At 70.6% G+C, this 20,575-nt stretch carries 12 protein-coding genes, 1 pseudogene and 1 riboswitch; of the genes and pseudogenes, 4 read left to right on the plus strand and 9 right to left on the minus strand.

Features of this window, described 5'->3' with window-relative positions:
- Nucleotides 1-2 precede the first annotated feature (2 nt).
- The 4 genes from JEQ17_RS08050 to JEQ17_RS08065 form a co-directional block, all read right to left on the minus strand.
- Nucleotides 3-1,250: an alginate lyase family protein gene (locus tag JEQ17_RS08050; protein WP_200394566.1), complete on the minus strand. Its 1,248-nt coding sequence runs from the start codon at nt 1,248-1,250 to the stop codon at nt 3-5.
- Between the two features lie 378 nt (nt 1,251-1,628).
- The gene (locus JEQ17_RS08055; protein WP_200394567.1) at nt 1,629-3,371 is read right to left on the minus strand and encodes an Ig domain-containing protein; all 1,743 of its coding nucleotides are present in this window, start codon (nt 3,369-3,371) and stop codon (nt 1,629-1,631) included.
- Nucleotides 3,372-3,529: 158 nt separating this feature from the next.
- Nucleotides 3,530-5,143, minus strand: a complete 1,614-nt coding sequence (locus JEQ17_RS08060; RefSeq protein ID WP_200394568.1) for a glycoside hydrolase family 43 protein — start codon at nt 5,141-5,143, stop codon at nt 3,530-3,532.
- Nucleotides 5,144-5,351: 208 nt separating this feature from the next.
- On the minus strand, nt 5,352-6,227 hold the full coding sequence (locus tag JEQ17_RS08065) for an aminoglycoside phosphotransferase family protein (RefSeq protein ID WP_200394569.1): 876 nt from the start codon (nt 6,225-6,227) through the stop codon (nt 5,352-5,354).
- Between the two features lie 280 nt (nt 6,228-6,507).
- Here JEQ17_RS08065 and JEQ17_RS08070 point away from each other — a divergent pair.
- Nucleotides 6,508-7,551, plus strand: a pseudogene (locus JEQ17_RS08070) (RNA polymerase sigma factor); the annotation flags it as partial.
- A gap of 166 nt (nt 7,552-7,717) precedes the next feature.
- On the opposite strand, the gene JEQ17_RS08075 reads toward JEQ17_RS08070, so the two are convergent.
- From JEQ17_RS08075 to JEQ17_RS50465, 4 genes are all read right to left on the minus strand, one after another.
- Complete coding sequence (locus JEQ17_RS08075; RefSeq protein WP_200394571.1) at nt 7,718-10,120, minus strand: SpoIIE family protein phosphatase; 2,403 nt, start codon at nt 10,118-10,120, stop codon at nt 7,718-7,720.
- Nucleotides 10,121-10,225: 105 nt separating this feature from the next.
- On the minus strand, nt 10,226-11,662 hold the full coding sequence (locus JEQ17_RS08080; RefSeq protein ID WP_200394573.1) for an NtaA/DmoA family FMN-dependent monooxygenase: 1,437 nt from the start codon (nt 11,660-11,662) through the stop codon (nt 10,226-10,228).
- A gap of 22 nt (nt 11,663-11,684) precedes the next feature.
- Nucleotides 11,685-12,947: an LLM class flavin-dependent oxidoreductase gene (locus JEQ17_RS08085; RefSeq protein WP_200394574.1), complete on the minus strand. Its 1,263-nt coding sequence runs from the start codon at nt 12,945-12,947 to the stop codon at nt 11,685-11,687.
- A 75-nt stretch (nt 12,948-13,022) separates the two neighbouring features.
- Entirely contained in the window at nt 13,023-13,145 is a 123-nt protein-coding gene (locus JEQ17_RS50465) for a putative leader peptide (RefSeq protein WP_267924769.1), read from the minus strand.
- A gap of 270 nt (nt 13,146-13,415) precedes the next feature.
- A riboswitch (SAM riboswitch) is annotated at nt 13,416-13,561 on the plus strand.
- A 209-nt stretch (nt 13,562-13,770) separates the two neighbouring features.
- Here JEQ17_RS50465 and JEQ17_RS08090 point away from each other — a divergent pair.
- The 3 genes from JEQ17_RS08090 to JEQ17_RS08100 all read left to right on the plus strand — a co-directional run bounded on the left by JEQ17_RS08090 (nt 13,771) and on the right by JEQ17_RS08100 (nt 19,048).
- Entirely contained in the window at nt 13,771-14,466 is a 696-nt protein-coding gene (locus tag JEQ17_RS08090; RefSeq protein ID WP_200394575.1) for a glutathione S-transferase C-terminal domain-containing protein, read from the plus strand.
- Nucleotides 14,467-14,593: 127 nt separating this feature from the next.
- Nucleotides 14,594-17,986 carry an AfsR/SARP family transcriptional regulator gene (locus tag JEQ17_RS08095; RefSeq protein ID WP_200394576.1) on the plus strand — a complete coding sequence of 1,131 codons (3,393 nt, stop codon included), beginning with the start codon at nt 14,594-14,596 and terminating at the stop codon, nt 17,984-17,986.
- A gap of 201 nt (nt 17,987-18,187) precedes the next feature.
- A complete protein-coding gene (locus JEQ17_RS08100; RefSeq protein WP_200394578.1) occupies nt 18,188-19,048 on the plus strand; it encodes a DUF4394 domain-containing protein in 861 nt (286 codons plus the stop codon).
- Between the two features lie 93 nt (nt 19,049-19,141).
- Here JEQ17_RS08100 and JEQ17_RS49930 read toward each other — a convergent pair whose 3' ends face one another.
- Nucleotides 19,142-20,572, minus strand: coding sequence for a C40 family peptidase (locus JEQ17_RS49930; protein ID WP_234048119.1), 1,431 nt, complete (start codon nt 20,570-20,572; stop codon nt 19,142-19,144).
- Nucleotides 20,573-20,575 lie beyond the last annotated feature (3 nt).

A 20,575-nucleotide genomic window follows, 5' to 3' on the forward strand; every position in this document is an offset into this window, starting at 1 on the left:
GCCTACTTGGCGTACATCAGCGTCCCGAAGCCCAGCTGGTCGAAGCCCCCGCTGGCGGAACCGTAGTCACCCCCACCGCCCTCGGGCCGCACGCTCTCGGCCATGGCGGTGATGTACGGGACGGACAGCCCGCGCCGACGGGCGTAGTGGTAGTGGAGGATGTCCCACACCGGCCTGACCTGCCCCCGGCTCGACGCGGAGATCACGGTGTGCGACTGCTGGGCGCAGTTCTGACCCGTGCCCCAGGTGTACGTCGTGAAGGGCACGTCCTGTCCGAGGTTGTACTTGGCGACGTACTGGGCGGCCTTCATGAACCGGTTGTCGCCGTACCCGTACAGGTCGTCGCCCTGTGACCAGGCCATCTCGCAGAAGGCACCCATCTGGCCCATGCCCATCATGGTGTGACCCTGGTCGCGCCCGCTCTCCTGCCACTGGGCCAGACCCTGCGAGTCGTACACGAACGGGACGGCGTGGTTGATGGAGCCGTTGCCCGCGCCGTTCTTGAAGTAGTTCACGGCCTGGTCGTACTTGGCGGCGTCGTCGCAGAGGATGCCGATCGCCAGGACCGAGTTCATGTTGCACAGGTCCCAGTTGGCCCAGTAGTTGGTGATGCAGGCGTCGTTGTGGTTGTTGAGGAACTGGTTGTTGAGCGGATAGAAGACGTTGAGCATCATCGTCTTGAACCGGTCGAGGTCGAATTCGCTGTAGCCGCGCATGAGTTCGGCGGCGTTCGCGAACTGGTAGCCGTAGATCCCGGCGGCCAGGAAGCGGTCGGCGTTGCCGGTGACCGTGGTGAGCGTGGCCGACCAGGCGTTGAGGATGTCGCGGGCCTTGTCGCCGTGGGCCGTGGTGCCGGCGACCTTCCAGCGCAGGGCGTTCTGGTAGGCGGCGTGGATGTCGTTGTACAGGAGGCCGTAGTTCTCGCCGGTGCCGCCCCGGACGATCGTGGCCTGTGGACGCGGCGTCCAAGTACTGGCGGAGTGGGAGTTGGCGGTCAGCCGGTTCCAGCCGGGCAGCCAGGGGTCGTTGCCCGCGGCCACCCGTACCTTGGCCCGGTTGAGTTCGCCGTACGCGTGCAGCATGCCCGGGTGGGTGAAGGTGGCCGGGGCCGCCGCTGCCGTACTGCCGGTGAGGGCCGTGGCGGAGGCACCGACCGCGAGGGCGGCGGTGAGACCACCGGCGGTCCTCAGCAGACCGCGGCGGCTCAACTCCGTGCTGGGGAGGTGCTGGTGGGGGGATGTGCGGCTCATTCTGTGCGTCTCCAATCCGGTGAAGGATCATCGGCCCGCAGGCAGCACGGGAACGCACCCGCACTGCCGGGGACCGTTCAGGTGGGGGGCGTCGCCGAAGCCGGGGATCTCTCCCTCGGCGAGGGGGGTCCTGGCGACGCCGTCATCGGCGGAAGCGGCCGCGCCGGAGGCCGTCCCGCTGCCGTCTCGATGCGGTCGGGGTGCGCGTCCGTCGCCGCACAGTGCGGAAGCCGACGGTCACCGCCACCCACCCCGAGTTGCTGCCGCTTGCCTCCTGCGGGTTGGTGGCGGAGACCGTGCAGTAGTACGTACGGCTCGGCCGTACTGCTCGGTTCGCACAGAAAGCGATCTCGATGGGGAGGCACGGCCTGCTCCCCCTCACGCGTTCCGGACGGTGAGCCTGAGGGACTTGGTCGCCGTGCCCGCCGCGTTCGTGGCCGAGACGGTGACCGTGCTGGTGCCGGGCGCCAACGGGGTCCCGGAGATCAGGCCCGTGTCCTTGTCGATGACCAGGCCCTTGGGCAGCCCCTCGGCGTCGAACGAGGTCGGCAGCGCGGTCGCGGTGACGAGGTGGTTGAAGGCGCGGCCCCTGGTGGCCGTCGCCTCACCCGCGCCGACGATCTCCGGGGCCACGGTCGAGCCGGCCGTCGCCGCGTCCAGGAAGCGGAGGTTCCACACGTGCTCGTTGGCGAACATCGGCACCATGTCGGCTGTCAGGAACCAGCCCGGCTTCTCCATCCCGTCGTGGACGACCGTGCCGTTGACCGTCAGGTTCTGGAAAGTGACGTTCTTGACGGGCCGGTCGGCGTCGTAGCCGGCCAGGATCGCCGTGTCCGCGTGCGTGCCGTCGTACGTCAGGTTCCGCACGTACACGTCCTCGACGCCCCGGCCGGGTGAGGCGTTGTACCGGTTGGCCATGACCCGCATGTTGACCAACTGGCCACGGGTGAAGTCCTCGACCCGGACGTCCTGGATGCGGATGTTCCGGATGAGGTTGTCGTCGCCGGGATTGAGGGCGAAACAGCCCTGGTAGAGCACCTGCGGCTCGCGGTGCTGGAGGACGTCGATGTTGCTGAGGACGACGTTCTCGATGACCTCGGGTTTCTCCGGGTTGCCGTGCGTGCCGATGTTCACCGGGTGCGCGACATCGGCCCACAGGGTGGAGTCGCGGACGGTGATGTTCCGGCAGTCGCCGTAGTAGTCCCAGCGGTGGGCGTAGACGGCGACGCAGTCGTCGCTGTTGCGCATGAAGACGCCCTCGATCAGTACGTCCTCGCTGCTGAACACATCGATGCCGTCGCCCCATTGGCCACAGCTGTACGAGCGCAGGTTGCGCACGGTGACCTGCTGGGACTGGCCGATGGCGCAGGAGTAGCCGGTCCTCGGGTCGAGGACGAGGATGCCGTCGATCTCGATGTTCCTGGAGAACGCCACCGTGGTGCCGCCGTCCGTGTCGTACAGGATGCCCCGGCCGATCAGCCTGGCGTTCTCGACGTTCGTGAAGTCCACCCGCGCCTTGAGCACCGCGCCGCCGGCCAGGTAGACCGTCTTCCCGCTGGGCACCCGCAGCACGTTGTCCGGGACGGTGTGGATACCGGGGCCGAAGTGGATGACGTCCGGGTCGTCGGCTTCGGGCCGCTGCTGTTCGACCGGGTTGGCGTGCAGGTGGAGGTTGTCGTGGAGGTCGCCGTCGATCTCGACGGAGAGGTTGCGCGGTTCGGTGAGGCTGAAGCGGACGGTGTCGCCGCTCACCTCGTGCTCGACGGCGTACGACAAGGGGCGGACCCGTGCGGAACCGATCGCGCCCTTGGTGGAGGTGATTTCGACCTCGACCGTGCCGGTGAAGTCCAGGTTGGCGACCGAGGAGTTTCTGACGATGCCCGCGCCGGTCGTCTCGTCGACGGTCCTCGTCCGGGCGCGCAGTACGGGCACCGTCCGCCAACCGCCGCCGGGCCTGCGGGCCTTGACGGAGAAGCTGGTGTTGAGCGGCAACCCGGTCGGGACGGGATGCACCACCAGCCGGTCGGCGACCTCCGGACCGCCCTCCGCTCCGGCGGTGCCGGCCTCCGGCAGCGGGAGAAGGCGACCTCGGCCGAGGGGAGCGACGGTGGGTGAGCGCATCAACTGGTCATCTCCTGCTTCGGGTTGTGTGCGGTGGCGATTTTGACAACCGGTTGTCATGAGTGGGTGCGCAGAGCTTCTTCCTGTCCGGAAACGGAGTCAAGGGTCTTCACCGATATGCCGCACAACCGGTTGTTCAGCGGTAGATCGCAGAACGCCTACTGCCGGCCGTCGAGCTCCCGCGTCTCGAACCAGTCGAAGTCCGCCGGGGTGCGGGTCCCGCCCAGGTCCTGCGCGCAGACGCCGACGAAGGCGCCGGTGAACCGCAGCCGCTCCCCGTAGTCGTCGGAGAGCTTGCTCGCGTCCAGGACGGGGCCCACGGCATGCCAGTCCGTGCCGTCGGGCGACGCGGAGAAGCGGAGTTCAGCGCCGTCGAACCAGGCCCGCAGGTGCACCAACGGCCAGTCGTCCGTGGCGAGTTCACTGTCCGGGAGCTCGCCGTACGCGCCGTCGTCGGTGAGGATCACGCCCAGGACGCGGCCCCGGCCCTCGACATGGGTGAGGCGGAGATAGAAGTGCGTCGAAGTGTCGTACCAGCAGACGAGGCCCGCGAGTTGGCTGAAGTGCGAGGGGCGGAAGTCGACGACCGTCGTCACCTCGCAGCGCACGGAAGTGAGCCGCCGCGCGACGAGGCTCTGGTCGAACCGCGAGTGCAGGCTCTGCCTGCCGCGCAACCGCAGATGTCCCGGACGCTCACGGAGAGTCAGCCAGTTGGGGGTGGCGGGCGCTCGGAGCGTGCTCCAACTCCAGTCCAGGGAGGGCGAGTCGAAGTCGTCCCTGGCGAAGTCCCGCCCGGGGAGGGCCTGGGCGACCGGTCCCGGCTCCACCCCCTTGGGCGCCGGGACTTCCAGACTGGGCCGCCGTCCTCCGTCCGCCAGCCGCAGCCAGCCGTCGTCCGTCCAGGTCACGCGTTGCAGACAGGTCTCCCGGCCGAGGACGCATCGCGGTCCGTCCGGCGTTCGTACGGGTCTGGAGGCCAGGTGGGCGAGGTACCACTCCCCCTCGGGCGTCTCGACCAGTTCACCGTGTCCGGCCTTCTGCAGCGGCCAGTCCGGGGCGTCGCGGGTCGTCAACAGCGAGCCGTCCGGGTCGAGTTCGTACGGTCCGGTCAGCTCGCGCGAGCGGGCCATCAGGATGCCGTGGTTCCAGCCCGTGCCGCCCTCGGCGAGCATCAGGTAGTACCAGCCGTCGCGCCGGTAGACGTTGGGCCCCTCGATCAGCTCCTCGTGGGTGAGGATCGTGCGCGGCTGTCCGATCAGGGCGCGCTTGTCGGCGTCGTACTCCTGGAGCACGATCCCGGCGAAGGACGGGTGGCCGTCGCGCGGGTCCCACTGGATGTTGAGCAGCCAGCTGCGGCCGTCCTCGTCGTGGAAGAACGACGGGTCGAAGCCGGAGGAGTTGAGGAACACCGGCTCGGACCAGGGGCCGTCGATGGACGGGGCCGTGGTCAGGTAGTTGTCGACGTCCTTGTACGGGTGCCCGATGGTCCGCACGATGCTGTGGACCAGCCAGAACCGCCCCTCGTGGTACGAGAGCGAGGGCGCCCACACACCCGCCGAGTCGGTGACTCCGCGCAGGTCGAGCAGATCGGGCCGGTCCAGGATGTGACCGGCGTGCTCCCAGCGGACGAGATCGGTGGAGCGGTGCACGGGCACACCCGGGAACCATTCGAAGGTGGAGGTGGCGAGGAAGTACTCCGCGCCGACGCGCACGATGCTCGGATCCGGGTGGAATCCGGGCAGCACGGGGTTGTTGATGTGGCCCACGGTCATGCAGGTCCCTTCACACGGAGTCCGCCACGCCTGGCTGAGGCGCGCTCAATGTAGGAACCGGTTCCCGCGGGGTCAACGCTCCCATCGCACGAGCACCACTATTCGAAACTTTCGCTGGGGCCCCGTCAGGGGCGCGGGGAACTGCGCGACCGGCCCAATACGACCCACACGCACCGTACGACCCGGAGCCGCCCCTACCCCGTACCGCCTACCCCCGCCCGACCCACCGTCCCAACGCCACCGAGGCGATGACCAGTTGAGGCGGATCGATGGCCGTCCTGCCGTCCTCGATGTCCCACAACGTGTTCTGCAGGACGCGCCCCAGCGTCCAGCCACCCGCCCGCTGCCGGTCCAGGCCGACCGCCTCGGTCAACGCGTCGAAGCGGCGGAGCACCACGCGGGCCTCGTCGCCGGTCGCCGTCACCGCGTCCCAGCGGCTGTCCAGCGCGGGCCACAGGTCGAACCCCGGGTCGCCCGCCAGCGGTTCGGGATCGATGGCGAGCCAGGGCTCCCGCTGCCCGGCGAGGACGTTGTCGTAGTGCAGGTCCCAGTGCAGCAGCCGGTCCCCCGCCTCGCCGACGAGTTCGGCAACGGCGGACGCACAGGTGCGCAGCAGACGCCGTTCGGCGGGGTCGCGGAGGGCCGGCAGCGCGTCCGGTACCTGGTCGAGCATCGCGGCGGCGATGTCGGAGAGCCGTCGCAGGCCGTCCGGCGCGGGCACCGCGACCAGGCGTGCCAACACGTCGGCGAGGATCCGCAGCGCGGCGTCGTCATCGGTCAGCGACGACAGCGGCCGCGCCGCGTCCAGTCGCTCCAGCAGCATGGTGCCGGTGTCCGGGTCGTGGTCGAGCAGACGCACCGCGCCGTCGCCGTTCCACATCCGCAGTCCCAGTGTGGCGCCCGCGTTGTCCTCGCTCAGTTCCTGGAACTTCAGGACCGCGGGCGTGCCGTCCGCGCGGGTCACCGGCAGGACGACGGAGGCCATGCCTCGTGCCGTCGGGCCGTCCGGCGTCAGTGCCCAGCGGTCCAGGAAGTCCCCGGCGGCGAACTTTTCGGGGATCTCCCCGGAAGTCTGTGTGCTCATCGGTGTCGAAGTATGGGCTCACCCAGCCCGTGCGGGCCACGGAATATTGGGCGTTCAGAATCCTTCGAGAAAATCAACCGCGCGGACGACGTGATTCATGTCACCCACATTTCGAGGCAATGCGGGGCCGCCGACCGGGGCTCCGGCGGGTGTACCGTAATGGGGCGAGCCTGATGAAGATTCCCACGCCGAGCAAACAGCACCGTGGACGACGAGAATTCAGGATTCCTGAAGACCGAAGGTCTTGCTCGACATTGTTGAGTTTGCACCAAGAACTGAGGCACGGGAAGAGATGTTGACCGCAATGGAGACGGATACCCCGGAACAACAGGGACAGGGGCAGGAGACTCTTCTGCTCTCGCCGGACTACGACGCCGACGCTCCCGAGCCCCGGCTCGGCTCCGACGGCGCCTCGGTCGATCCTGTCCGGGACTACCTGAAGGTGATCGGCCGGGTCCGTCTCCTCAGCGCGGCACAGGAGGTCGATCTCGCCAAGCGGATCGAGGCCGGCCTGTTCGCCGAGCACCGGCTCGAAGAAGAACCCGATCTCGATCCCGCGCTCCGACGCGAGCTGAAAATCCTCGTCGAGGACGGTCACCGGGCGAAATCCCACCTCATCGAGGCCAACCTCCGCCTGGTCGTCTCCATCGCCAAGCGTTATACGAGACGCGGTCTCAATTTTCTGGACCTGATCCAGGAGGGCAACACGGGCCTGATTCGAGCCGTGGAAAAGTTCGACTACGTCAAGGGTTTCAAGTTCTCGACCTACGCCACCTGGTGGATCAGGCAGGCGCTGACACGGGCCCTGGCCGACCAGAGCCGCACGATCCGCATTCCGGTGCACGCGGTGGAGGTCATCAACAGAATGGCCAGGCTCCGCCGGGAGATGCTTCAGGAACTGGGCGTCGAGCCCACGGTGGGGCAGGTGGCGGAGCGGATGGAGCTGCCCATCTCCAAGGTCATCGAGCTCGACGGCTACACCAAGGACCCCGTCTCGCTGCACCTGCCGCTCGGCGAGGACGGCGGCAGCGAGCTCGGCGACGTCATCGAGGACAGCGAGAGCATCTCCCCCTTCGACGCGGTGACGTTCCTCCTGCTCAAGGACACCATCCAGGAGATCCTCGGCCATATGACCCCGCGCGAGGCAGGCATCATCACCCTGCGCTACGGGCTGCTGGACGGACAGGCGAAGACCCTGGAGGAGATCGGCCAGGTCTACGGAGTCACCCGCGAGCGCATCCGCCAGATCGAGTCCAAGACGATGTCGAAGCTGCGCCACCCCTCCCGCTCCCAGGCCCTGCGCGACTACGTCGGCCTCGACTGATCCGAGCCGCCCGACGCTTGACCCGGGCCCGGTTCTTGAGCCCGGCCCCACGCTTCGAGTCCGGCCCGATTCCTTGAGCCCGGTCCGATTCCTAGAGCCCGGTCCGACTCCCTGAGCCTGGCTCGACACCCTGAGCCCAGCCTCTTCCTTGAGCCCGGCCCGGCGCTCACTGCACCGGCAGTGCCTGCTCGGCCCAGATCGTCTTTCCCGTGCCGCTCGGCCTGGTGCCCCAGCGGTCGGTGAGCTGTGCGACGAGCAGCAGGCCCCGGCCGCCCTCGTCGAAGGTGCGGGCCCGGCGCAGATGCGGTGAGGTGCTGCTGGCGTCGGAGACCTCACAGATGAGCGTGCGGTCGCGGATGAGTCTGAGCTGGATCGGTGAGCCGCCGTAGCGGATGGCGTTCGTGACCAGTTCGCTCACGACGAGTTCGGTGACGAAGGCGGCCTCGTCGAGCCCCCAGCGGGTCAGCTGCTCGGTGGCGTACTGCCGGGCCGTGGCGACCAGCGCCGGATCGGACTCCAGGTCCCAGACGGCCACCTGGTCGGCGTCCAGGGCGCGGGTACGGGCCAGGAGCAGCGCCACGTCGTCGGCGGGGCGCTGCGGGAGCAGGGCCTTGAGGACGTTGTCGCAGGTGTCCTCCAGGTTCCGGGCCGGGGCGGCCAGGGCGGTGCAGAGGGCGGCGGTGCCCGCGTCCACGTCGACATCGCGGGCCTCGACCAGACCGTCCGTGTAGAGGGCGAGTACGGCGCCTTCGGGCACGTCCAGCTCGGTGGCCTCGAACGGGAGCCCGCCGACGCCGAGCATCGGTCCCGCGGCGACCTCGACGACCTTCACCGTCCCGTCCGGGAACAGCACGACGGGCGGCGGGTGGCCGGCGGAGGCGACGGTGCAGTGGCGGGACACCGGGTCGTAGACCGCGTACAGGCAGGTGGCGCCGATCTCGCCGGTCATCGCGCTCTCGTCGGCCGCGAGGTGTCCGACCAGGTCGTCCAAGTGTGTGAGCAGCTCGTCGGGCGGCAGGTCGACATCTGCGAGGGTCCAGACCGCCGTACGGAGCCGGCCCATGGTCACGGAGGCGTGGAGGCCGTGTCCGACGACGTCCCCGACGACCAGCGCCACTCTGGTCCCGGACAGCGGGATGACGTCGAACCAGTCGCCGCCCACCCCCGCCTGCGACAGCGCCGGAAGGTAACGGGAGGCGAACTCGACGGCGGCCTGCACCGCCATCATCTGGGGCAGCAGGCTGCGCTGCAGGGCCAGCGCGGTGGTGCGCTCCCGGGTGTAGCGGCGGGCGTTGTCGACGCAGACTGCCGCCCGGCTGGACAGTTCCTCCGCGAGCGACACATCGTCCAGGTCGAAGGCGTCGGGATGCTCGGGAGTGAGGATCCGTACGAAGACGGCCACGCCCAGTGTCGTTCCGCGTGCCACCAGCGGTACGGCCATCAGCGACAGCTCCTGGTCCTCGCCCTCGCGCAGCTTGGCGGAGCGGGCACCGTGCTCGGCGAACCAGGTGTCGAGGCCGCTGTCGCCGGTCCGGGTGAGCACCGGCTCGCCGGTGGCCAGGGCGCGGGCGGGCGGGGAGAAGGCCGGGTAGACGTCGGCGGAACCCAGGTCGATGGCCGCCTCCGGCACACCGGGCGTATCGGAGTGGTGGGCGACCCGGCGCAGCTCCACACCTCCCTCCACCGGCCCCGTCTCGGGTTCCTCGCCCTGGAGCACCGAGTCCAGCAGGTCGACGCTGGCGAAGTCGGCGAGCCGGGGCACGGCCAGTTCGGCGAGTTCACGGGCGGTCTGGATCACGTCGAGCTTGGTGCCGATGGAGCCGGCGGCCTCGTTCAGCAGGGCCAGCCGCTGTCGCGCCCAGTACTGCTCGCTGCTGTCGAACCCTGCCAGCGCGGTGCCCAGCAGCTCTCCGGCCTGGTCCCGCACCGGCCACATCTCGAAGCTCCAGGCGTGCATGCGCCGGCCGGACGGTGAGCGGGTCCAGCTCTCGTAGTGGACCGGCTGCCCGGTCTCGACGACGATCTCCAGATGGCGCAGGAAGCCACGGCTGTGCTCGGCGTTCTCCACGGTGTCGGGGAAGTACCGGTGCTGGAACGCGTCCTCGGGCTGCCCCATGACCTGGCACGCGAAGTCGTTCATCCGCAGGTAGTGCTGTCCGGTGTCGAAGATCGACATGGACATCGACGCCTGCTTGAAGGCCAGCTCACCCAGGGCCCGCTCGCCCGAGTCCCGCTCGCCCGGGTCCGGGGTCGCGGTGACGACGAACCCCGGCCCCCGGTCCTTCCCGCCCCGCAGCGGGCACATCCGCAGCGCCAGTTCCAGCCGCCGCCCGTCCTTGTGGCGTACGGACACCACGGCGTCGCCGTGTGTCAGCAGAGCGTGCCGGGCCGCCGCGGGGTCCCCCGCCACCAGCTCCGACGCCGGCCGCCCGGTCACGTCCTCGGCCGTGTGCCCCGTCAGCCGCCGCGCGCCCTCGCTCCAGCCCGTGACATTGCCGCTCGCGTCGACCACCGCCATGGCGTCACCGGCCGTGGCCGCCGGTCCTCCGTCGCGCGGCAATGTCACCATGTGTACAAGAATGGTCCCCTTCGGCATCCGCATCAAGCCAGATGACCGGTTTCGACCCCTCTCCGTGGTCTCGCGCTCACGCGATCGGGGTGACCGCCGGGACCGTCACGAAGCCACCCGCTCACCCCGCTCACCGAAGTCGGCGGAGGCATCGGAACCTGCATCGGCACGGGGATTCGTACGGGCATTCGTACGGGAATCGGGATGGGCCAGGCCCAGGTGGTCGCGCAGGGTCGTGCCCTCGTACTCCGTACGGAACACTCCGCGCTCCTGCAGCAGCGGGACCACCGTGTCGGCGAAGGCGTCGAGGCCGCCGGGGGTGATGTGCGGGACGAGGATGAAACCGTCGCTCGCGTCGGCCTGGACGAAGTCGTCGATGGTGGCCGCGACCGTGGCCGGGGAGCCGACGAAGGCCTGGCGATTGCCGGTCTCGATGACCAGATCGCGGATGGACCAGTTGTTGGCGGCCGCGCGCTCCCGCCACTCGCGGGCGGTGGCCAGCGGGTCGCGGTACATCCGGACCTGGGCCCGGCCGCGCGCGACGGTGTGTTCGCCGAGGTCGGGGTCGATGTCGGGCAGCGGCCCGTCGGGGTCGTACGCGGACAGGTCGCGGTTCCAGACGAACTCCAGGTGCTTGATGGCGGTCGCCCCGCTGACCTGCTGCCGGCGCACCTCGCGAGCCAGTTCCTCCGCCTCGGCGTCGGTGTCCCCCAGGACGAAGGTCGCGGCGGGCAGGATCAGCAGTTGGTCGGGCGTACGCCCGTAGCGGGCCAGGCGTCCCTTGACGTCCGTGTAGAACGCCTGGCCGTCCTTGAGGGTGGCGTACCGGCTGAAGATCGCGTCGGCGCCGGCGGCGGCGAACTCGCGGCCCTCCTCGGAGTCGCCGGCCTGGAAGATCACCGGACGGCCCTGCGGGGACCGAGGGACGTTGAACTGCCCCTCGATGTCGAAGTGTTGGCCCTGGTGGACGAAGGCGCCGGCCTTCGCGTCGCGCAGGAAGGTGCCGGTGTCCTGGTCGGCGATGATCTCGTCACCGTGCCAGGAGTCGAAGAGTTCGTTCGCGGTGGCCAGGAACTCCTTGGCCCGTGAGTAGCGCTCCTGCTGCGGGAGGAAGCCGCCGCGGCGGAAGTTCTCGCCGGTGAAGGCGTCCCAGGACGTGACGACGTTCCAGGCGGCGCGCCCGTCCGAGAGGTGGTCGAGACTGGCGAACTGGCGGGCCACTTCATAGGGCTCGTTGAAGGTCGAGTTGATGGTGCCGGTCAGACCGAGGTGCTGGGTGACGGCGGCGAGCGCGGAGAGGACGGTGAAGGTGTCGGGGCGGCCGACGACGTCCAAGTCGTAGATCTTTCCGCCCTGTTCGCGCAGTCGCAGCCCTTCGGCGAGGAACAGGAAGTCGAACTTGGCGCGTTCGGCGGTCCGCGCGAAGTGCGCGAAGGAGCTGAACTCGATGTGGCTGCCGGCCTCCGGGTCGCTCCAGACGGTGGTGTTGTTGACGCCGGGGAAGTGGGCGGCCAGGTGGATCTGCTTCAGGGGCTTGCTCATGGTCCTGCGGTCTCCGTCCGGCTCAGGCGGTGGCGTTGGCAGCGGCGTTGGCGTCGACGTCGGCAACGGCTTTGGCGGCGTAGCGGTTGGCCGGGCGGGCGAGCCCGAGCAGTCCGCGCAGGGTGTCGGCCTCGTAGGCGCGGCGGAAGGCACCCCGGCGCTGCAGCTCGGGGACCAGCCCCTGGGTGATGGCCGGCAGATCGTGGCCGAGGACGGCGGGCCGCAGTCGGAATCCACTCAGCCCGGCAGACCACAACTCCTGGAGCAAATCCGCGAGTTGGTCCGGTGTGCCGGTGAAGACGCGGGCGTCGCTGGTGAACGGCTGACCCGCGAGGGCGTCGAGACGGTCCCTGCGGGCGGCCGCTGCGGCCGGATCGTCGTCGAGGAAGACCACCAAGTCGCCGAAGACGTGCAGGGGTTGGTCGGCACGACCGGCGAGAGCCTGTTCGGCGCGGATCTCGGCGACGATCGCGCGGGCCTGGTCGGTGTCGTGCGGGGTGACGTAGCCGATGTCGGCGGCGCGGGCCACCAGCCGGTACGGGACGCTCTGGTGCGCGAGGGCGCTGACCACGGGCTGGCCCTGGGGCGGACGCGGAGTGATGGAGGGGCCCTTGACGCTGAAGTGCGGGCCCTCGAAGTCGATGTAGTGGAGCTTGTCGCGGTCGACGAAGCGGCCGGTGGCCACGTCCCGGATCTCCGCGTCGTCCTCCCAGCTGTCCCAGAGTCTGCGTACGACCTCGACGTAGTCGGCCGTCTCGTCGAAGAGTTCGGTCACCACGTCCTGCGTGGCCGGGCTGTCGTAGGCGTCAAGACGGGGCAGCGTACGGCGGCCGAAGTGCGCCGCCTCGTTCTGTCGTGCCGTCAACTGCACCCGCAGGCCCGCCCGGCCGGAGCTCACATAGTCGAGGGTGGCGATGGCCTTGGAGATATGGAACGGCTCCGTGTGCGTGGACACCACGGTCGGCACCAGACCTATGTGGCGGGTCAGCGGGGCGATACGGGCGGCGACGAGAACGGCGTCGAGCCGGCCGCGGACCTGGTCGGTCCGCCCGTCCGGCTCGATGAAGTGCGAGGACTGAAGGCCGAGGCCGTCCTCGAAGGTGACGAAGTCCAGAAGCCCGCGCTCGGCCTCGGCGACGAGGTCGGCCCAGTACTCGGCGGTGAACAGTTCCCGGGGCCGGGCCACCGGTTCGCGCCAGGCGGCGGGGTGCCAGCCGGCGCCGTCGAGCGCCACGGCGAGGTGCAGATGCGCTGAAGAGGGCAGGACAGAAGGTGCTGAGGACACGAGAGGTGTGCCTTCCTGATCGACCGTACGAGAAAGCCGGCCCTCACCGGAGGGCGCGGCCGCGTGGGATACAGGTCAGGAGCAACAGAGCGCGCCGGCAACGCGCAGCAGGTCGATGTGCGGCCGGGAGTAGAGGCGTACGCGATGGAGCGGGGCGGCCTTCGGGACGCCGCGGCGGGACACGGTTCGCGCTCGCACCTGCGTCACCTCCGCCCTTCCGGCCCGGCGGACGGGCGTCCGGCCGACCTCGCGTTCGCGGGCCCTCGATCGGGCACCGCCTCGTCGTCAACGGGCACAACAGTACGGCTGTGCCTTTTCTTCCTGCCATGGGGAGAGCTTTGTTGGCGGGACCCTCATCACGAGTCATCACGAGGTGCGAACCCGGTCCGGCGGCTCCGGCGGCCGGATGCCCAGCTGTTGAGACGCCGTCTTGACGGTCACGCTGAGCGCATCAACACTGACGGAGACGGTCACGATTGCCAGCGCCCGTCGTGCGGGGAATCCCCGTTCGTGCGGTCATCGGCCCCGGCCCGCTGGCAGGCAACCCTTCCACCGCGACGGGGTGCCCCGGGTGACGACCGGGTTCCGCCGGAGCGGCGGGGCAAGCGTGGTCTCGCGTCTCGCGAGCCCCGACGGCAGGACCGGTGGGAATGTTCAGGAACGGCTTGACGAGGCGCCTGCACATCGATTTGTCGCGTGTCTCCAGCGCTTACTGATCCGCTACACGTCCGACCGATCCGGACCTGTACGGCCGCGCAGTCACTCCGTTCCGCCACTGGCGCCCACGAGGCGGCCAGGGCCTCCGCGTTCCCCCTGGAGAGTCATGCCCGAGACAGTTTCCCGCGGTTCCAGCAGCACTGACACCTTCACGTCGGCGGCCTCCCGTGCGGCCGCCGCCCACTCGACCGGCCGTGGCACGGCCGTCGGCGGCACGTCCGTCCCCGGTCCGGCCGCCCGTCCGCACCGCTTCCGCGGCCGTATCGGCGTCGGTCTCGCGGGCGGTTTCTACCCGGCGCCGCACCGCTATCAGCTGTATCTGTCCGAGGCCTGTCCCTACTCGGGGCGCGTGGCGGTCGTCCTCGACCTGCTCGGCCTCAAGGGCTCGCTCACCACCACCCTTCTGAAGCTCCCCGCCGAGACGCCCGAGGCCTTCGCATCGCTGCGCGGCTCCTACGAGGCGACCTGGCACCACTACGACGGTCCGCTCACCGCGCCCGCGCTGTGCGACCGCTGGAGCGGACGCGTCGTCAGCAACCACGCGCCCGACATCCTCCGCGACCTCGCCGGCCTGGTCGCCGACGGGGCATGCGAGTCCGCACTGGACCGGCTCGACCGGCAACTCGCGCGCCACCCCTATGTGTTGGGCGACGAGCTCGGCACCGCGGACCGGGACCTCTGGGTGACGCTCACCCACCTCGACCACTTCGACGCGGCCGGCGCCCTCGCCGCGTACCGCCACATCGAGGAGTACGTACGACGCCTCGGCGATCACCCGGACCTCTGCGTCGACGAACGCTGAGCGCAGGCACACGGCCAGGTGTGACAACTGCGCGGCAGTGGGCCGGAATACCCCTTCCGGATATGCCGATGAGGGAGATAGAGAAAGGGAATAGTGAGGGAGTTGTAAAACGGCGGGTGGGGGACGCATGCGCATTCAGGTACTCGGGCCGGTCTGCGCCTGGCGGGACGGCATCCGCCTCGACCTCGGTTCACCACAGCGCCGCGCGGTGCTCGCCCTGCTCGCCGTGTCCCGCGGACAGCAACTGCCGTTCTTCGGACTCGCGGACGCGCTGTGGGGCGAGCGCCCGCCGGCGACCGCTTCGAACGTCGTCCAGACCCACATCAAGCACCTGCGCCACCTGCTGGAACCGGACCGGCCGCCACGCGCCCGCAGCGCGGTGCTCCCCCGGCTCGGCGACGGCTACGCGCTGCGCGTCCCGTACGACGCCATCGACCTGCTGCACTTCAGGGACCTGGTCGCCGGGGCGGTGACCGTACGACGGGACGGGCGGGGCGGCGGCCAGGAGCGGGCCGCCGCGCTGCTGACCGAGGCGCTCGGGCTGTGGCAGCAACCACCCCTCGCGGACCTGCCCTTCCTCTCCGCGCACCCGGTGGTCGTCGCGCTGGCGGAGGAACGTCGTGGTGCGGTCGCCCAGTACGGCGAGGCCATGATCGCGGCGGGCAGGAGCGCCGACGCACTGCCCGTACTCGAGGAGACCGCGGTCGCGCAGCCGCTGGACGAGGACGCCCAGGCCCGGCTCATCCGGGCGTACGAGGCCGTCGGGCGGCGCGACCAGGCGGTCGCCGTCTACCGGCGGAGCCGCCGTCGGCTGGCCGACGAACTCGGCGTCGACCCCGGCCCCGCACTGGCCGAGGCGTATGCCGCCCTGCTGCGCCGCCGCGCCCGGCCTTCCACTCCCGCCGACGGCACCGGCACCGGCACCGGCACCGGGCACGCTCCCGTCAGCGGCCATGGCACGGCAGGCGCCGCCGAGTTGGCCGCGCAGGTGCCCGCCCACGTACCCCCGTACCCACCTTCGGCGCACCGATTACCCGCACAACTCCCGGCGGACGTACCCGACTTCGCTGGCCGTGATTCCGAACTGTCCGCACTGGACCGGTTGTTGGCCGCTGCGGCGGACAGCCCGACGGCCGGGGCCGTCTCGGTCGTCTCCGGCACTGCCGGGGTGGGGAAGACCGCACTGGCCGTGCACTGGGCGCACCGCACACGGCACCGGTTCCCCGACGGCCAGCTCTACGTCAATCTGCGTGGCTACGACCCCGAGCGCCCCATGCCTCCCGGCGACGCCCTCACTCGATTCCTCAGCGTCCTCGGGGTGCCCGGTGACGCGATCCCACTCGACGTCGACGACCGCGCGAGCCGGTTCCGGACCGAACTGGCCGACCGGCGAATGCTGGTGGTCCTGGACAACGCCCTGTCCGAGGAGCAGGTCCGCCCGCTGCTTCCCGGCTCGCCGGCCTGTTCGGTCGTGGTCACCAGCCGGGACAGCCTCGCCGGACTGGTGGCCCTGCACGGCGCCCGCCGCATCGGTCTGGGCCCGCTCCCGCCGCCCGACGCGATCGCCCTGCTGCGCAGGCTCGTCGGTGAGCGTGTCGACACCGAGCCGGGCCCGGCCGCCGCCCTGGCCGAACAGTGCGCACGCCTCCCGCTGGCGCTCCGGGTCGCGGCCGAACTCGCCGTCGCCCACCCGTCGTCGCGGCTGGCGGACCTGGTGGCGGAGCTGGCCGACCAGCAGCGGCGGCTCGATCTCCTGGACGCGGGCGGCGACCGGCGTGCGGCGCTGGAGGCGGTGTTCTCCTGGTCCTACGAGCGGCTCCCCGCCCCGGCCGCCCGCACCTTCCGCCTGCTGAGCCTGCACCCGGGACCGGAGGCGGACGCGCACGCGGTCGCGGCGCTGACCGGCGAAGCGCCGGACGAAGCACCGGTCCATGCGCTGGGGGAAGCACCGATCCGTGCGCCGGGCGAAGCACCGGTCCATGGGCCTGGCCAGGCACCGACCCGTGTGCCGGGCGAGGAGCCGACCCAGGCTCCGGGCGAGGGGCCGCCCCATGCGCCGGGCGCCACGCGGGACGAGAGACCCGGGCACGTGCCGGGCACCCGGTCGGGCCAGGTGCCGGGCAGCGTGCCACGCCACACGCCGGAGCCCCTGCCGGGCCTGACACCGGCCCGCCCGTCGGACGCCGTACCGGGCGACGAGCCCGCGGACGCCGGTGAAGGCCCCGCCCACGCCGCCGGGACCCTGGCGTTGCTGGCCCGTGCCCACCTCCTTCAGCCCGTCCGGCCGGGCCGGTTCGGCACACACGACCTGCTGCGCGCCTACGCGTTCCGCCTGACCCGTACGCATGACTCCGAGGCCGATCGGCAGGCCGCGCTGGTCCGTCTCTTCGACCACTACCTGAGCACGGCCGCGGCGGCCATGGACACGCTCTACCCGGCCGAGCGGCACCACAGGCCCGCTGTCGCACCCTCCGTCCATGTCTCGTCCGTCGTCGGCAACGCGGCGGCGGCACGGGCGTGGCTGGACGCCGAGCGGCCGACGCTGGCCGCCGTCTGCGCGGTGGCCGCGGACCGCGGCAGTCCCCGCCACGCCGTCCGTCTGGCCGCCCTGCTGTTCCGCCACCTCGACTCCGGTCACCACACCGAGGCGCTGGAGATCCACCGCCACGCCCTGCGGGCCGCCGAGACGATCGGTGACCTGGGCGGGCAGGCCCACGCGCTGACCAACCTGGGGGTCGTGCACTGGCGGCTCGCCGACGCGGGATCGGCCGAGGACCACCTCGTACGGGCCCTCGAACTGCACCATCGGACGGGCGACTTGGCGGGGCGCGCCAGAACCCTGTCCAACCTCGGCAACGTCCACTGGCGGCTGGGCAGCCTCCGCGACGCCGCGCACGACCATCAACAGGCCCTCGCCCTCTACCGGGAGACCGGCGACCAGGTGGGCCAGGCGCGCACGCTCACGAACCTCGGCAATGTCTGTCTTCGGCTCGGCGAGTACGAACAGGCGGCCGACCACCAACGGCAGGCCCTCGCCCTGCACGATCTGACCGGTGACCGGATCGGCCGCGCCCGCACCCTCTCCCATCTCGGCAACGCCCTTCTGCGGTTGGGCAGTTCGGAGGCCGCGGCCGAGTGCCAGGAGCAGGCCCTCGCGCTCTTCCGGCAGTTGGGGCACCACGGCGGCGAGGCGTACGCGCTGTCCGGTCTCGGCGACATCCGGCTGGGGCAGGGCGAGTTCGAGGCCGCCGTCACCTGTCAGCGGCGTGCCCTCGAACTGTTCCGTGAGAACGGGGAGGGCTACGGCGAGGCATCGGCGCTCAACGGCCTCGCCGAGGCGCTGCACGGCAGTGGCCGGCACGACGAGGCGCTCGACCATCACTCCACCGCGGCGACGGTCGCGGCCGTCACCGGTGAGCACGACCAGCTGGCACGGGCGCACGCGGGCGTCGAGCGCGCCCGCCGGGCCCTGGGCCCGTGGGTGGCGGCCACCGCGTCGTCGACCACTTCGGGGCCGTGAGCCCGCGGAGCCCCCGCCGTTCGGCCGATCCGCCGTTCAACCACCGTCCAGTGGATGTCCAGTCCTGCCCCATAGCTTGCCGTCGCCGCCTGTCGATCCGGCCTGCCGGATCAGGCGGACCAGACGGCAACACCTCTGACACAGCACACGCTCGCGCTCACATCCACGCTCAAGCTCACGCCGACCGAGAGGGAAGTAGCGATGAAAGCAGGGCTCAAGAAGAGAATGGCCGCGGCGGTCGCGGCCGCGTCCGCCATGGCGGCACTCGTCGTGGCGACGCCGGGCACCAGCCACGCGGCGCCGCCCCGTCTGCTGGCGTTCGGCATCTCGGCCGACGGTACGCTGATGGCAGCGTTCAACACCGACGACCCCGGCACGCTCAACTGGTTCAAGCGCATCGACGGGCTCGTCGGCGACACCGCCGTCGTCGGGCTCGACTTCCGCGTACAGAACGGACTGTTGTACCTGGTCGGCAACAAGGGCGGCATCTACACGGTCCAGATCCCGCCCGCGGTCCCGAACCCGCTGGTCACCAAGGTCTCGCAGCTCAGTGTTCCGCTGCAGGGCACGAACTTCGGTGTCGACTTCAACCCCGCGGCCGACCGGTTGCGGATCATCAGTGACACCGGCCAGAACCTGGCGCACAACCTCGCCAACAGCAGCACCGCCACGAACACCCCCCTGACCACGGACGGGGCGACGACCCACGGCGTCACCGCGGCCGCCTACACCAACAACGACCTGAACTCGGCCACCGCGACGACGCTGTTCGACATCAACACGACCTCGGACCAGGTCGTCATCCAGTCGCCGCCCGCCAACGGTCTGCTGGTCCCGACCGGCTCACTGGGCTTCGACACCGGTGTCAACGCCGGCTTCGACATCTTCAGCGATCTGAGCGCCGGCAAGACGATCTCGAACACGGCCTTCGCCACCCTGACCCCGGCCGGTGCCTCGACGTCGACGTTCTACACCGTCGACGTGCTCACCGGAGCCACGACCAGTGTGGACCAGTTCCCCATAGCCATCACCGATGTCGCCGTCTCGCTCGACATGAGCTGAAACCTTCGCGGACCTGCCGTCTCCGGAACGAGACGATCAGAGGCCGTATCGAGCGGCGCATCGCGCGCGCACCGATACGGCCTCCGGGTCGGGTCAGGCGGGCCGGATCACGCTGTGGATCGCCGGCTCGCCGGCCCAGTGGATCGACTCCTCACGGATGGCCGCCCCCGGGCTCGGCGCGTGGACCATCATGCCGTTGCCGCTGTAGATGCCGACATGGCCGACGTGCCCGTTGAAGAGAACCAGGTCGCCGAGACGGATGTCGGAGAGGGGCACCGCCACGCCCGCGACCGCCTGATCGTTGGCGGTACGCGGGAGTGCGACCCCCGCCGCCTTCCAGGCCGCCTGGGTGAGGCTGGAGCAGTCGTACGAGCCCGGCCCCATCGCTCCCCACACACAGGGCTTGCCGATCTGCGCACGGGCGAAGTCGACCGCTGTCGCCGCCTTCCCGCCGTAGCCCGGGGTCGACCCGGCGTACGCCGGAGTCGATCCGCCGTATCCCGGAGTCGCAGCGCCGTATCCGGGGTTCGAGGCACCGTCCGAGCCGATGGGCAGACCCGTGCCGATCGGCGTACGGGCGTCGACGGGCGGAGCCATACCGAACGTCAGGTCCGGTCCCATGGGCAGGTCCATGCCGATGGACGGGGTCGGAGCCATTGCCGGAGCCGGAGCGGCGGGCAGACCCATGCCGAACGTCAGGTCCGGGCCGCCCAGGGCGTCTACGGACCCTCCCGTGCCGAAACCGGCCGACTGCGGCAGTGCCTGGGGCTGTTGCTGCCACCATTCGGCCTCGGCCTGGCGGTAGCCCTGTCCCTCGGTGGTGGCCCAGGCGGTCTCCGCCGGCGCGGGTTCGATGGCCGCCACCGGCGTGCTCCGCCGGGCGGTGTGCGCGGAGAGCAGTTCGCGGGCCTTCGCGAGCTTGCTCTGGTTCCGCTGCTTGGAGGTCTTCAGCGACTGCCGCGGATCGGCGGCCAGTGCGGGCAGGACCTCGGTGGCCTCCTGCCGCTGCTGCGGCACGGCCGACAGCGCGGCGACGGGACCCGCGGTCAACTCCGCCACGGGTCGGGCGGCTGTCGCGGCGCCGGGTCCTGCGGTCAGCTCCAGGACGGGTTTGGCCGGCGCTTCCAGCGCACGGTCGGCCGACCGCTCCCCCGGACGGTCGCCGGTGCTCCTGGGCCGCGTCTCTGCCTGGCCGCGGTCCGGCATCCTGTCGGGCGGCAGCACGGCGGGGATGAGGGGCCCCAGTTGCGAGCGTCCCACGTCGAACCACTGCTTGGCGCGGTCGTTCAGAGCGGGGGCAGGGGCGGCGGCGACCGTGTCGGCACGTCCACGCCCCGTGTCGGGTCCGGGGGTCATACGCTCGCGCGAGCGCCCCGAGCTCATCGCCCGGGTCGCGTTGTAGTTCCCGCTGACGGTCTCCGCCTGGTCGTAGAGGCTGTTGATCCGCTGCTGGACCTCTTCGCGACTCGGCTTGTCGTCCTCTCTCGCGGGCGAGGATCCGCCGGTCGAGGAATACAGATCCACTGA

This window comes from Streptomyces liliifuscus, assembly GCF_016598615.1.
Classification (GTDB): Bacteria; Actinomycetota; Actinomycetes; order Streptomycetales; family Streptomycetaceae; genus Streptomyces; species Streptomyces liliifuscus.

Excerpts from the sequence above, each read along its gene's own strand:
- JEQ17_RS08050 (WP_200394566.1), bottom strand. The coding sequence starts at position 1,250 with ATGAGCCGCACATCCCCCCACCAGCACCTCCCCAGCACGGAGTTGAGC.
- JEQ17_RS08090 (WP_200394575.1), top strand. The coding sequence starts at position 13,771 with ATGCCCGAGACAGTTTCCCGCGGTTCCAGCAGCACTGACACCTTCACG.
- JEQ17_RS08080 (WP_200394573.1), bottom strand. The coding sequence starts at position 11,662 with ATGAGCAAGCCCCTGAAGCAGATCCACCTGGCCGCCCACTTCCCCGGC.
- JEQ17_RS08095 (WP_200394576.1), top strand. The coding sequence starts at position 14,594 with ATGCGCATTCAGGTACTCGGGCCGGTCTGCGCCTGGCGGGACGGCATC.
- JEQ17_RS08065 (WP_200394569.1), bottom strand. The coding sequence starts at position 6,227 with ATGAGCACACAGACTTCCGGGGAGATCCCCGAAAAGTTCGCCGCCGGG.
- JEQ17_RS08075 (WP_200394571.1), bottom strand. The coding sequence starts at position 10,120 with ATGGTGACATTGCCGCGCGACGGAGGACCGGCGGCCACGGCCGGTGAC.
- JEQ17_RS08055 (WP_200394567.1), bottom strand. The coding sequence starts at position 3,371 with ATGCGCTCACCCACCGTCGCTCCCCTCGGCCGAGGTCGCCTTCTCCCG.
- JEQ17_RS08100 (WP_200394578.1), top strand. The coding sequence starts at position 18,188 with ATGAAAGCAGGGCTCAAGAAGAGAATGGCCGCGGCGGTCGCGGCCGCG.
- JEQ17_RS08060 (WP_200394568.1), bottom strand. The coding sequence starts at position 5,143 with ATGACCGTGGGCCACATCAACAACCCCGTGCTGCCCGGATTCCACCCG.